This is a genomic window from Streptomyces afghaniensis (genome assembly GCF_044327915.1).
Lineage (GTDB): Bacteria > Actinomycetota > Actinomycetes > Streptomycetales > Streptomycetaceae > Streptomyces > Streptomyces afghaniensis.
The window spans coordinates 606164-618938 of the sequence record NZ_JBIRGJ010000001.1; the positions used below are offsets into that span (position 1 = coordinate 606164).

Sequence of the window (12775 nt, forward strand, 5' to 3'; positions counted from 1 at the left end):
ACCCCACATGAGCCGCACGTCCCCCCACACGCACCACGAGGGCGGCCAGGTGAGCCGCCGCGGTCTGCTCAAGACCGCCGGCGGCCTCACCGCGGCCCTCGCCCTCGGCGCCACCGCCACCGCCACCGCCACCACGGCGGACGCGGCCCCGGCGACCTTCACCCACCCCGGCATGCTGCACAACGCCGGCGACATCAACCGCGCCAAGGTCAGGGTCGCCGCGGGCGACGACCCCTGGGCCTCCGGCTGGAGCCGGCTGACCGCCAACTCCCACTCGGCGTCCACCTGGACGCCCCGCCCCACCGCCACGATCATCCGCGGCGGCACCGGCGAGAACTACCCCCAGCTCTACAACGACATCCACGCCGCCTACCAGAACGCGCTGCGCTGGCACGTCGGCGGCACCGCCGCGAACGCCGACTGCGCCGTGCGCATCCTCAACGCCTGGTCGTCCACACTCACCAGCATCACCGGAAACGCCGACCGGTACCTGGCCGCCGGCCTCTACGGCTGGCAGTTCGCCAACGTCGCCGAGCTCATGCGCGGCTACGCCGGGTTCGACCTGGGCCGGTTCAAGACGATGATGCTCAACGTCTTCTACCCCCTCAACAACCAGTTCCTGACCGGCCACAACGACGCCTGCATCACCAACTACTGGGCCAACTGGGACCTGTGCAACATGGCCTCGATCATGGCCATCGGGATCCTGTGCGACGACGGCGCCAAGTACGACCAGGCCGTCAACTACTTCAAGAACGGCGGCGGCAACGGCCAGATCCAGCGTGCGGTGCCGTTCCTCTACCCGAACGTCGAGGGCTACGACCTCGGCCAGTGGCAGGAGTCGGGCCGCGACCAGGGCCACACCGTCATGGGCATGGGCCAGATGGGCGCCCTGTGCGAGATGGCCTGGAACCAGGGAGAGGACCTGTACTCCTACGACGGCCGCCGCTTCATGAAGGCCGCCCAGTACGTCGCCAAGTACAACCTGAACATGAACGTGCCCTACACCACCTACACCTGGGGCAGCGGCCAGACCTGCTCCCAGCAGTCACAGACCGTGATCGGCTCCGGATCGCGCGGCCAGGTCCGCCCGGTGTGGGCGATGCTCCACTACCACTACGGGCGGCGCCTGCTCCTCGACGACAAGTACATCGCCCAGATGTGCTTCTCCGTCGCCCCCGAGGGCGGAGGAGGCGACTACGGCACCACCAGCGGCGGCTTCGACCAGCTCGGCTTCGGCACGCTGATGTACGCCAAATAGCGTGTTCGCTGCCCAAGAGTCCGCCAAATAGCGGTCAAGCGGGCTCGTGCACCGGAATACCGATGGGCGATGTGGTGCTCTGGTCTTCCCGGTGCACGAGCGCGGCGAAGGGCTGGTGGGCGTATGACGGCAGGCCAGGCGGATCCCGTGGTCAGGAGCCCGTACGGGACCGTACGCGGCAGGTACGAGCGGGGAGTCGCGGTCTTCCGCGGTATCCCGTACGCCGCGCCCCCCTTCGGCCCCCGCCGCTTCCGCCCGCCCGTACCCCTGCCGCCCTGGGACGGCGTCCTCGACGCCGGTGCCTTCGGCCCCACCCCGCCCAAGCCCCCGTACTCCGAGGCCTTCGCGCACTACCTGTCCGACCCGGTCGTGCCGGGCGACGACTGCCTCAACCTCAACGTCTGGAGCCCGCAGCCGGATCCCGGAGCCCGGCTCCCCGTCCTGGTCTGGCTGCACGGCGGGGCCCTGACCAGGGGCTCGTCCGCCGTCCCCGTCTACGACGGCCATGCCTTCGCCCGCGACGGCGTGGTGTGCGTCTCGATCAACTACCGACTGGGTGTGGAGGGCTACGGCCTGTTCCCGGACACGCCCCCGAATCCCGGCCTGCGCGACCAGATCGCCGCCCTGACCTGGGTGCACGAGGCCATCGAGGCCTTCGGCGGCGACCCCGGCCGCATCACCCTCTTCGGCCAGTCCGCCGGGGCGATCAGCATCGGCGCCCTCATCGCCGCCCCGCAGACGCAGGGGCTGGTCCGGCGGGCGGTCCTCCAGAGCGGGCCGCCGGAGGCGTCCGAGCGGGCCAAGGTACGGCGGATGGTGCGCCGCATGGCCTCCCGGCTGAAGATCCCCGCCACCGCCGAGGCCTTCGCCGGCGTCGACCGGGACCTGCTGCTGCACACCCAGGCCGAGGTGGGCAGGCTCAGCAGCCCGGTGGTCGGCGGCCCCGCCTTCGGCATCGTCATCGACGGCGACACCGTCCCGCGCGACCCCCTTCAGGCCCTCACCGAGGGCGGGGCCGCGCCGGGCGTCGAGCTGATGATGGGCTGGACCCGCGACGAGTACCGGCTGTGGCTGGTCCCGGGCGGCCTGCTGGAGCGCGTCGACCGCCTCGGAGCCGTCGCCTTCGCGGGAGCCATGGCCCGCTGCCACTGCGGCAGCGAGGTCCCGCGCGGCTACCGGGCCCTGCACCCCGAGGCGGGCACGGCGGAGATCGTCGGCCAGCTGGTCACCGACCACCTCCTGCGCATCCCCCTGCACCACCTGGCCGACGCCCGTACGGAACCGTCGTACGTCTACGAGTTCGCCTGGCCCTCGAACCTGCCCGACCTCGGCTCCTGCCACGCGCTGGAGCTCGGCTTCGTCTTCGACACCGGCGATGCCCCCGAGGCCCGCAAACTGGCCGGGGAGGGCGCCCCGCAGGAGCTGGCCGACGAGATGCACGCCGCGTGGGTGCGCTTCGCCACGGACGGCGACCCGGGCTGGAAATGCTGGGACGCCGCCCACCCGGTGCGCGTCTTCGGAGACCGCGCACCGGACGCCGAGAACGGCGTGGCCTACACGGCGTACGGCCCCCGGGACCGCGAACTCGCCCTGTGGGCGACGGATGCCGCCGCGGTCACTCCTGAGGAGCCAGTGCGGACAGGAAGGCGGTCCAGGTGGCGGGGGTGATGGTGATGTGGGGGGTGGTGGGGGTCTTGCTGTCGCGGATGTGGACGGCGGTGGGCTGGGTGGCTACTTCGAGGCACTCGCCGCCCTCGCTGCCGCTGTAGCTCGACTTGAACCACTCAAGTGCGGTGCCGCTCATGCTTCTCCCAGAAGACGGTCCAACAGGTCCCTCGTGTCTTCGGTGTTGAGGGCCTGCGTCCGCAGCATCGCATACTTCTGGGTCAGGATCCCCACCCCATCGGGGTCCGCAATCAGCTGGCTTCCACGCTGCGTCTCCATGTACGCGAGCCGCTGGTGCTCGGGGGTTTCCAGGAGAACGAAGGGGCCGTCGAGCCCGGCGTGGGACGTGCGGCCGAGCGGCAGGACCTGGATGGTGATGCCGGGCATCTCCGCGTACTCATGCAGCTTCCGCAGCTGCTCGGCGCAGACTTCCCGGCCGCCCAAGCAATCGCGCAGCACCGCCTCCCAGATGACGAAGCTCGTCGTGGGCGGGTTCTTGCGGTGCACGATCTCCTGGCGTTCCATACGCGTCGCGACGAGTTGCTCGATCTCGTCCTCGTCGTAGACCGGTACGCGGCTGCGGAAAACCGCCCGCGCGTAGTTCTCGGTCTGGAGCTGGCCGGGCACGGCCAGACTCGCGTAGACGGAGATCGCGATTGCCTCACGCTCGCGATCCAGGTACTCCTCCGCCCACAACGGGATGAGATCCACCTCCGGCATCTCCGACAACGCAGCCACCAACGCCCCCTTCGTGTCCAGGAGTTGGTCCAACTGCTCCGCGAGATCCATCTTCAGCGGACGTCTGCCCTGCTCGATGGACGCGATCTGCTGCTCGCCGACGACGAAGATCTCCCCGAGGGACTTCTGCGTGTACCCGGCCGCCTCCCGGAAGAGGGCGAGCAGCGCACCCACCATCCTCATCGCCGAGGCGTTCCTGCGTGACCGTCGTGACCGTGTCGTGGTGCTCATGGCGGCGAACTCCCCACCCGCGCGCGTACTTGCACTGTTGCGCGCTCGTACAACATGGCTGTACGGGTGCGCGCTCTGTTCTATGATGGCCACGGAGTGTGACTGTCGTCCCGTGAATGACGAATCTCCACTCCTGTTCCAACCTCCGTCCCCGCGCGAGCGGTTCTACCGCCGGGAGCGCCAATCCGTTCCGGCCGCACGCGCGTTCGCACGCGCCGCGCTCCAGGACTGGGGCGGCTACGGCCGCGTGGAGGACGTGCTGCTCTGTGTGAGCGAACTGGCGACGAACGCGCTGGTGCACGGCGTGCCGCCCGGCCGTGGATTCCTGCTGAGGCTGGTGCCGTTCGGCGAGGGCGGCGGCGTACGGGTCGAGGTGCACGACAGTGGTGAGGGCGTGCCGGTGCTGCCGCGGCAGGACGTCCAGGAGCCCTGCGAGGGCGGGCGGGGCCTGTTGCTGGTGTCGGAGCTGGCGGACAAGTGGGGGGTGGGGACGAGGTGTCCCGGAAAGATCGTGTGGTGCGAGTTCGAAAGCCGGGGTCAGGCCGTCGCCCCGGTCGCTTCGCCGTCCTGGTCGCGGTGCTCGTAGGCGAGGGGTGTCGCGATGCCCTGTCGCCACAGGTCACAGAGCGCCTCGTTGGCTTTGGTCTCCGCTTCCATGTCGGAGGGCTCCGGCAGTCGCAGTGCGCGGAGCAGATCGAAACGGTGGAGGTCGAACGCCACGTGCACGGCCTCGGCGTAGGCGAGCGCGGCCCGGACGGCGCCCGCGTAGGCCACCAGGGACACCAGCAGGGGGACGAGCGCGAGCAGCGCCCACCATCCCGAGCGCATCAGCAGAACGGCCGACGCCACGGCGACGACGAGCCCCATGACAGTCAGCCGCGCGGACGTGTCCAGGTTGTCTCGGCGGTCGTCGACGACGGCTCGTGCGGCGGCACCGAGTACCGGATACAGGCGCGGCCACGCCACGACCGCGTCCATGCCGTACATCCTCCCGGCGGTGTCCTCCATGGCGGTCAGGACGTTGCCGAGGGCGGTGGGTCGCAGCAGATGGCCGGCGGCCGGGAAACAGCGTCGCAACCGTGCGTCCGCAGCACCGGCCCGCTGCACGGCGGCGGGCGTGGGCTCCTCGTCCTGGGGAAGCAGCGCGGCCTCGGCCATCCGCCGTTTCCGGACACGCTGCCATCGGACGCCCAGGCCCGCCCCCAGCCATCGGGGCCAGCTCCCTTCCAGAAGGCGGACGAGTGACAGCTGCAGCGGTGCCGTCACCACCGCGGTCAGGATGACCGCCAGGGCGGTAAGCATGATCTCCCCGGCCCCGAGGCGCGTCATGGTCCGCCACGCCCGGGAGGGATCCAGTCCTTCTCCCGGCGCCCCCGCCCAGACCAGTGCCAGCAGGTACCAGATCCCCGCGTACGTCGGCAGATACCCCACGAGGAAGAACCGTCTGGTGGCCACGGACCCCGCGGAGACGGACAGGGGCGTGAGACTCATGTGCGCGGCCTCATGGCGCCGTGGCCGGGCTCATCGCACTCCGGCACGTCCCGCGGGTCATAGGACACGCGGAAGACGCGGTGGTCGCAGCCCGTGCACTCAAAACGGATGAGCTTGTACCAGGTGGACTCTCCTGGCTGGGTCGCCCGGTCGGCGTCGGAACTGCGTTGCCCTGCGGACGGCAGGGCCAGTTGCAGGAAGTCCCGAGAGGTGGCGCCGAGGCGTTCCCCGGCCACCTTCAGAACGAATCCGTTGACGCCGGGCTCCTGGTGCAGCAGTTCCTCGACGACCCGGCCGGCCAGCAGCACAGGTGTGTCGTCGGGCAGGTCCAGGACGGTGCGCTGGTGTTGCGTCCGCGGTGCGGGGTCGAGGAACAGCGTGTACTCCGGCGGCACCCGCTCGAACGGCCCTGTGCTTCTCACATCACATCCCGAGGTGAATGTACGGCGCCCAGACATCGGGCTGATGGGGATACCGCTCTCGCAGCGTGCGGACCGCACGGTGCAGGGCTGCCGCTGCCCGCCGTACGTCGGGGCCTTCCCGCGAGTCGGCGAGAACTCCGTAGACGGTTTCTGCGACGTCGGGGGCCACTTGGTCCTGGGCGCGCCACAGCGTGGCGATGACGTGGGGATAGCCCACCATCTGAAGTGCGGCTGCCAGGTGCACGGCCTCGTCGATCAGCTTGGTGCCGCCGAGGGCCGTGTCGCATGCCGACAGATAGGCGAGTTCGGCCCTCGGCAGGTTACGGGCGCCCATCTCGCGGACGGTCAGGACACCGTCCCACAGGTGGACGCCGCCCTGCCCGGGGTCCTCCAGCTTCTGCGAGCCGTGGCAGGCGAAGTGGACCCAGGGGTGGGTGTCGAGCAGCCGCAGTACCGTTTTCCGTTCGGCCTCTTCCCCCACCAACGGGGTCACTGTGACGGCCCGGTCCAGGCGCTTCGTCAGGCGGGTGAGTTCCTCCGGCACGTACGGCAGCGGTGTGCCACCCGGTGTCGTTGCCATCCCGATCGCCAGCAGCGACGGCGGGATGCGCTCTTCGGCCGACGCGGAGGCTGTGGTGTGCCTGCGGACCCGGGCGAGTGCGGTAAGGGTCGGTGTGTACGACGACACCACCCGATCGAGCACCGTGTGGCCGTCCGGTCCTCCGGGGGAGTGGTCACCCGCGGCGTGCAGCGGGAGGAAACTCAAGGGACCGACCGGCGACCAGCACACCTGCGGCCACGGCTGTCCGGGCGCGGGGCGGTCCTCGTGTCCGAGGTGCCTCAGTACCGGTTCGGCGACCGTGTGCCACAACCAGAGTGCTGTCGACGCGAGGTTCGCACGCATTGCCAGAGCGCCGGTCAGGCCGGCGGCCCGGCCCTCGGTCGCCGCCCACAGGAACGCGTCGCAGATGCGGACGGCGGCCTCCACGTCGAGACCCGGGAGCGGAACGACGGCGGCCCCTCCGTCGGCGACGACGAGGGCGTCGCAGCGGAAGTGGCTCACATTGATCAGGACCACAGGTGCCGGGTCGGCCACGGCGGCAAGGTCCGCGAACTTCGGCGGCGCCAGGAACTGCTCGAATCCGGGGATCCGGCGCGCTCGGGCCACGAGTTCCTCCCACTCCCGCGCCCAGCGTGCCCGGTGCCGCCGACCCGCGTCGGTTTCGAAAGTGCCTCCCGGCGATGCCGCCGCCTGCTCCGCCTCGTCCGCGTTCAGCAGGGTCCGGACCTCCAGCAACCGGGCCACGAGACCGGGCGCGGTGGCTCGCAGCTCGGACAGCTCGTCGCGTACCTGGAGCGTCTGGCCCCACAGCACCGAACGTCCGTGTTCGAGTAGTTCGACGGCGAGTTCCGGCCGGCCGGCGGAGACCGCGCAGGCCGCCGCGTCCGCCGCCAACCCCGACCACTCGGACACCAGGCGTTCCCGGCTCTTGAGGTCGGCGCCTCGCCAGGCCACCGTGGGCAGCAGCCTGACCGCCGCGACATAGGCCTCTGTCGCGGCCGCCGCGCCCCAGTGCGCCGCGGTCAGCGAGGCCTCGGCGATGGCACAGCGGATACGCACCCAGGGCCTCACCTGCTCGTCCGCCGCGACCTCCCGGTTGGCCAGCACCGCGTCATGGACGTCGGACTCGGCTCCTGTGTGCTGAGCCTTGTCGACGAGTTTCATCGCCAGCGCCACCCGACGGGCGACGTGATCCCCGCCGGGAGCCGCGGCAGCCTGCCGTTCCCGTTCGATCGCCTCGTCGAGGTGCTCAGTACGCCGACTGGTGCCGAAGAGGGTCATCAACGTGTCACTGAGCTGGCCGAGCGCCTTTCCGCGGAAGGGGTCGTCGTCCGCCATTCCCGCGATGAGGTCCCGGCATATCGCCAGGGACTCGGCCAGGTCCTCCGAACGGCCGGGGAGGGTCGCACGCAACTGAAGGACGCCGGCCAGTTGGGTCCGCACCCGGGCGCGGAGCCTGTCACCGGGAGGCGTCTCGGCAAGCACCCGGCGCAGGGTCTCCACCGCCCGGTCGAGATCGCGGACGTCCTGGTGCTTCTTCTCGGCTCCGGCGAACCTGACCGTCAGCATCCGGGCGAGATTGATCTCTGCCGCCCTTCGGTGCACCTCATCGAGGTCGCCCCCGGAGCGCTGCCCGGCGATCCGGACCGCTTCCTCCAGATCGCTCGCCTGCCTGGTGTAGGCGTGACGTTCCGTGAGAGCGGCCAACAGATTCCCGAGGGCCGCGGCCTGTTGGCTGCTGCCGGGTACAGCCGCGTCGGCAGCCTGGTATCCCGCCTCCAGCGCCGCGTCGATGTCGGCCGGCCGGCCGTGTACCCGGAATCTCCGGGCGAGAGCACCGCACAAGGTGGCGAGGACGGCGGTGCGATGCGGATCACCGGGGCCCAGTTCGCGGTCCGCCTGCCGACAGCAGGCAACGGCCTCCTCCAGGTCCTCGGTCCGGCCTGGCCGTTGACAGGACTCCATGAGGGACTGCGCCAGGCTCGTCAGATACCGAGGCCGGTCGGGATGCCCCGGGGCGACTGCGCTCACCGAGGTCCGTGCCGACTCCACCCACCCGTCAAGGTCCTTTGTCCGGCCGAGGAGCACGTACCGGCGCCCCAGCGCGAGGCCCAGTTTGTTGTGCGTTTCGGCGAACTCGGGGGTGCCGGACGGGGTGAGGGCGAGGGCCTCCCGGCCCGCCGCGACCGCTTCGTCGAGGAAGGAACCCTCATTGCTGCAGTCGAACCGCAGTCGTGCGGCTCGGCACAGGTTGGACAACACCAGGGCCCTGTACTTGGTTCCAGGGGGAGCGGCCCGCAGCGCTTCGTGGATGGTCTCCCAGGCTTCGATCAGATCGGAGCCCTGCTCCGTCTTCTCGAAGCGGCTCAGCAGGATGTTGGTCAGGTCTCCCAGGTACGACGGCCGGCCGGCGTCTGCCACGGGGACCGTGCGGACCGCCTCGCGCAACACCTCGATCGCCTCGTCGGCGTGGCGGAGCTCGTCGTCCCGCCCGAAGCGCGTGGCCAGGGCGGTGCCCAGTCCGTGCAGGAGGACCGGCCTGACCTCGGAGTCGTCCGCCACCGCGCCGACGGCGGTGCGGTGCCACAGTTCCGACCGGTCGATGTCATCCGTCAGGCCGGTGCACTGGAAGCGCAGCCGGTGGACGGTTCCCAGCCGGTGCCGGGCGACGAGGACCTCGGACGGCACCGGCTGCGCGATGACCAGTGCCTGCCGGAGCAGGGCAGCCGCCTCGTCCAGAGCCGAGACGCGGCTCGCGGTATCACCGGGCCGTTCGGCCCGTGCGATCGCCGCCTCACTGAGCACCGTGACCTTCAGGGACACCAGGCGAGCGTCGCCTTCTTCCACGAAGGCGCGCATGGGCGGGGCCAGCAGGCTGGGGTCGATGTCGTACAGAACACGGCAGAGCCGCAGGGCCGTACGGAGATCTTCCTCGGCGAGCGCGGGCGGCAGCGCTTGGTAGCGCATCCAGTGCAGCGAGGCCACAACCGTGAAGACGCCGACATCCACACCGCCGGGCCGCTCCCGGCTGTGCCACGCCATGAGTTCGCGGGCCGCCCGTAACGCCTCCGGATCCAGACAGTGACCGAGGTCGTGGTCGGCGAAGACGCGACTGACAGGGGTCGTGATCCGGGAAATCAGCGTGTCGCGCATGCAATGGCCCCCTCCGCCCCAGAACGGCCCCCCGCCGGAGTCGGCCCAGGGTAGCGCCGATCGTCATGCTTGAGCAGCAGGTTTCGCCCGATTCGTCTCCCCTCGACAGCGCATGCCTCATCCGCAGCGCCGGACTCGGCGCGAAGGGCCCGCGCTCCTACGACCGGGCCGGCGGACCCACCGAGTCGCGTACGACGACGTGCGTGCCCAGCAGCAGGTGCTCGTCCGGGGCGCCCGGCGTGTGTTCGAGTGCCGTGCGGACGGCGAGGCGGCCGAGTTCCTCGTAGGGGACGTGGACCGTCGTCAGGGCGGGGTGCAGGTCGCGGGCGAAGGGGATGTCGTCGTAGCCGGCGAGGGAGACGTCGCCGGGGACGCTCAGGCCCGCCTCGTGCAGGGCGGTGAGGGCGCCTGCCGCGACCATGTCGGTGGCCGCGACGACAGCCGTGAAGTCGAGGCCGTCCTTGAGGGCTTGCTGCATGAGGCGGTGGCCCGCGTCCCGGGTGAAGTCGCCGTGCAGGAGCAGGGAAGGGTCGGGGGTGAGGCCCCGGGCCCGGTGGGCCGCGAGATAGCCGCGTTCGCGGCCCAGGGCAGTGGTGTGGTCAGCCCGGCCGCCGAGGAACAGCACCCGGCGGTGGCCCTGGGCGAGGACGTGGGCGACCAGGGTGTAGGCGCCTCCCTCGTTGTCGTACTCGATGACGGTCACCGGGGCGCCGGGGTCCAGTGGCGGTCTGCCGCAGAGGACCAGGCGGGAACCGGCCGAGGCGAGGGAGTCGGCCATGCGGTGGGTGCGTTCACGGTACTCGGGGGTGTCGGCGGTGCCGCCGACCAGGATCACGGCGGCGGCGCGCTGGGCGCGCATCATCTCGACGAACTCCAGCTCGTGCCGGACGTCGCCCTCAGTGCTGCACACCAGGCAGAGGTGGCCGAGGCGGGTCGCCTCGCGCTCCACGCCGTGGGCCATGTGCGCGAACGACGGGCCGGTGATGTCCTCCAGCACGAACGCCAGCGTGGGCGTGCCGACGCCCGCGATCGCCTTCGCCCGCGCGTCGGCCACGTAGTCCAGCTCACGGACCGCCCGCATCACGCGCCCGCGCGTCGCCGCGCTCACCGGGTACACACCGCCGAGCACCCGGGACACCGTCGACGCCGAGACCCCCGCGCGGGCGGCCACGTCTCGGATCGTGCTGCGGCTCGCGTCCCCGCTCTTCCTCGTCATGACTGCCTCGTCTCTCCGGGCGCCGGTCCGCACCCACCCCTCGGGAACAGCGGCAACACCATGGCAACCGGTTCCCTGACGGAGGCTAGCAGTGGGGAGGGGAGGGGGAGGAGTGGTGTGCGCCCACTGGTGTCAGGGTTGAGGGTCGAGCCGTTCCTGGAAGTAGGGCCGGTGGGCAGCGGGCCGGTTTGCCGGACCGGCAACAACAGTGGCAGCCCCGGACCCCGGTGGGCGACGGTGGGCCCATGACCGACAACATCGCAGCAGGATCGCCTGCGTCCGGAATCTCCTGGCCTGCCGACGGGTACGTCGGGGACCCCGCGGTGCGGGCGGAGTGGGACAACCTGTATGCCGACCGACAGCAGTTGTGGAGCGGCCGGCCCAACGGTGCGCTCGTGGCAGAGGTCGCCGGGCTCACACCCGGGCGGGTACTCGATGTCGGCTGCGGCGAGGGCGCGGACGCCGTCTGGCTCGCGCGCCACGGCTGGGACGTGACCGCGCTCGAGGTCTCGGGCGTGGCGCTGGAGCGGGCGGCCGGGCACGCGCGGGACGCCGGCGTCGCCGTTCACTGGGTACACGCCGCACTCACCGAGGCGGCGCTCCCGACCGCCTCCTTCGACCTGGTCTCCGCGCAGTACCCGGCCCTGCTGCGCACCCCCGACGCCGCGGCCGAGCGAGCGCTCCTCGCGGCCGTCGCACCCGGCGGCGTGCTGCTGGTCGTACACCACGCGGGGATCGACGCCCGGCAGGCGGACGACAGCGGCTTCGATCCGGCTGACTACGTCTGGCCCTCGATGGTCGCCGACGCGCTCGACGACGACTGGGAGGTGGAGGTGAACGAACAGCGGCCGCGAGTGGCACCCGACGGTGGCGCCGGCGCGCACCATACCGACGACCTCGTGTTGCGCGTGCGCCGGCTGCGCTGAGAGCGCCTCGGCACCCCCTCGGCCTCTTCCGCTGCCGGAGGTCCGAAACCGGAACCGGCCGGCGGCCCTACGCCGCCCCCAGCACCCCCGCGATGCCCGAGATCGCCTCCGGGCCCACCCGGCAGCAGCCGCCGATCAGACGGGCGCCGGACTGCTGCCAGCCCTGCACCTGGCCGGCGGTGAAGGTGGAGCGGCCGGTCCAGGCGCGGGCGTCGGCGTCCCAGCTCTCGCCGCTGTTGGGGTAGACGACGACCGGCTTGCCGGTGACCCGGGCCGCGGTCGCGGCGGCGGTGTCCGCGTCCTCGGGCGCGCAGCAGTTCACGCCCACCGCGATCACCTCGTCCGCGTCGGCGGCCAGGGCGAAGGCCTCCTCCAGCGGCTGCCCGGCACGCGTGCGGTCACCGGCGACGGAGTACGTCAGCCAGGCCGGCACCCCGAGCCCGCGCACCGCCCGCAGCAGGGCGGTGGCCTCGTCGGCGTCGGGGACCGTCTCCAGGGCGAGGACAGCGGGTCGGGCGGCGGCCAGCACCTCCAGGCGGGGGCGGTGGAAGCGCTCCAGTTCGTCGACCGTGAGGCCGTAGCGCCCCCGGTACTCGGAACCGTCCGCGAGCATCGCCCCGTACGGGCCGGCCGAGGCCGCCACCCACAACGGGCGGGAGCCGCGGGCCAGGCGGGCCGCGTCGCGGGCCAACTCAACGCTGAGGGCCATGAGTTCGGCTGCCCGGTCGTGGTCGATGCCGTGCTCGGCGAAGCCCTCGAACGTGGCCTGGTAGCTGGCCGTGATCGCCACGTCCGCGCCCGCCCGGAAGTAGGCCAGGTGCGCCTCGGTGATGGCTTCCGGCTGCTGCGCGAGCAGCCGCGCCGACCACAGCTCGTCGCTCAGGTCGTGCCCGGCCGACTCGAGCTGGTTGGACATGCCGCCGTCGAGGACGACCGTACCGGCGGCGAGGGCTTCGGCGAGGGTGAGGGTGCTGGTCATACGGACGACCGTAGTCCAGATCCGGCGGCGGACCCCAGCCGATTGTGTCCAGTACATGAACAGGTCGCCCAACATGTGGGACAGCGGGTTACGATCACGGTCCTCCCCCCTCTCCGCTCGTCAGGAACGCC

At 71.4% G+C, this 12775-nt stretch carries 11 protein-coding genes; 4 read left to right on the forward strand and 7 right to left on the reverse strand.

Annotated elements, in window-relative coordinates; translation table 11 throughout:
* Nucleotides 1–7: 7 nt before the first annotated feature.
* Together ACH4G3_RS02535 and ACH4G3_RS02540 are read left to right on the forward strand one after the other, a co-directional pair.
* The gene (locus tag ACH4G3_RS02535; RefSeq protein ID WP_397622701.1) at nucleotides 8–1261 is read left to right on the forward strand and encodes an alginate lyase family protein; all 1254 of its coding nucleotides are present in this window, start codon (nucleotides 8–10) and stop codon (nucleotides 1259–1261) included.
* A 123-nt stretch (nucleotides 1262–1384) separates the two neighbouring features.
* Nucleotides 1385–2929, forward strand: a complete 1545-nt coding sequence (locus ACH4G3_RS02540) for a carboxylesterase/lipase family protein (RefSeq protein ID WP_397622702.1) — start codon at nucleotides 1385–1387, stop codon at nucleotides 2927–2929.
* On the opposite strand, the gene ACH4G3_RS02545 is transcribed toward ACH4G3_RS02540, so the two are convergent.
* Together ACH4G3_RS02545 and ACH4G3_RS02550 are read right to left on the reverse strand one after the other, a co-directional pair.
* Nucleotides 2877–3065, reverse strand: coding sequence for a DUF397 domain-containing protein (locus ACH4G3_RS02545; RefSeq protein WP_397622703.1), 189 nt, complete (start codon nucleotides 3063–3065; stop codon nucleotides 2877–2879). The genes ACH4G3_RS02540 and ACH4G3_RS02545 overlap by 53 nt on opposite strands.
* The gene (locus tag ACH4G3_RS02550; RefSeq protein WP_397622704.1) at nucleotides 3062–3895 is read right to left on the reverse strand and encodes a helix-turn-helix domain-containing protein; all 834 of its coding nucleotides are present in this window, start codon (nucleotides 3893–3895) and stop codon (nucleotides 3062–3064) included. The genes ACH4G3_RS02545 and ACH4G3_RS02550 overlap by 4 nt, the downstream gene beginning before the upstream one ends.
* 85 nt (nucleotides 3896–3980) lie before the next feature.
* Here ACH4G3_RS02550 and ACH4G3_RS02555 point away from each other — a divergent pair, with 85 nt between their 5' ends.
* Nucleotides 3981–4481: an ATP-binding protein gene (locus ACH4G3_RS02555; RefSeq protein WP_397622705.1), complete on the forward strand. Its 501-nt coding sequence runs from the start codon at nucleotides 3981–3983 to the stop codon at nucleotides 4479–4481.
* Here the strand turns inward: ACH4G3_RS02555 and ACH4G3_RS02560 are convergent.
* The 4 genes from ACH4G3_RS02560 to ACH4G3_RS02575 all read right to left on the reverse strand — a co-directional run bounded on the left by ACH4G3_RS02560 (nucleotide 4433) and on the right by ACH4G3_RS02575 (nucleotide 10739).
* Nucleotides 4433–5386, reverse strand: a complete 954-nt coding sequence (locus ACH4G3_RS02560; protein ID WP_397622706.1) for a hypothetical protein — start codon at nucleotides 5384–5386, stop codon at nucleotides 4433–4435. The two genes, ACH4G3_RS02555 and ACH4G3_RS02560, sit on opposite strands and share 49 nt — an antisense overlap.
* A complete protein-coding gene (locus ACH4G3_RS02565) occupies nucleotides 5383–5808 on the reverse strand; it encodes a hypothetical protein (RefSeq protein WP_397622707.1) in 426 nt (141 codons plus the stop codon). The genes ACH4G3_RS02560 and ACH4G3_RS02565 overlap by 4 nt, the downstream gene beginning before the upstream one ends.
* Before the next feature lies 1 nt (nucleotide 5809).
* A complete protein-coding gene (locus tag ACH4G3_RS02570) occupies nucleotides 5810–9523 on the reverse strand; it encodes a CHAT domain-containing tetratricopeptide repeat protein (RefSeq protein WP_397622708.1) in 3714 nt (1237 codons plus the stop codon).
* A gap of 157 nt (nucleotides 9524–9680) precedes the next feature.
* Complete coding sequence (locus ACH4G3_RS02575) at nucleotides 9681–10739, reverse strand: LacI family DNA-binding transcriptional regulator (protein ID WP_397622709.1); 1059 nt, start codon at nucleotides 10737–10739, stop codon at nucleotides 9681–9683.
* A 245-nt stretch (nucleotides 10740–10984) separates the two neighbouring features.
* On the opposite strand from ACH4G3_RS02575, the gene ACH4G3_RS02580 reads away from it, so the two are divergent.
* The gene (locus tag ACH4G3_RS02580) at nucleotides 10985–11665 is read left to right on the forward strand and encodes a class I SAM-dependent methyltransferase (protein ID WP_397622710.1); all 681 of its coding nucleotides are present in this window, start codon (nucleotides 10985–10987) and stop codon (nucleotides 11663–11665) included.
* A gap of 67 nt (nucleotides 11666–11732) precedes the next feature.
* Here ACH4G3_RS02580 and mmuM read toward each other — a convergent pair whose 3' ends face one another.
* Nucleotides 11733–12644 (reverse strand): homocysteine S-methyltransferase, encoded by a 912-nt coding sequence (gene mmuM, locus ACH4G3_RS02585; RefSeq protein ID WP_397622711.1) that lies wholly within the window; start codon nucleotides 12642–12644, stop codon nucleotides 11733–11735.
* Nucleotides 12645–12775: the final 131 nt, after the last annotated feature.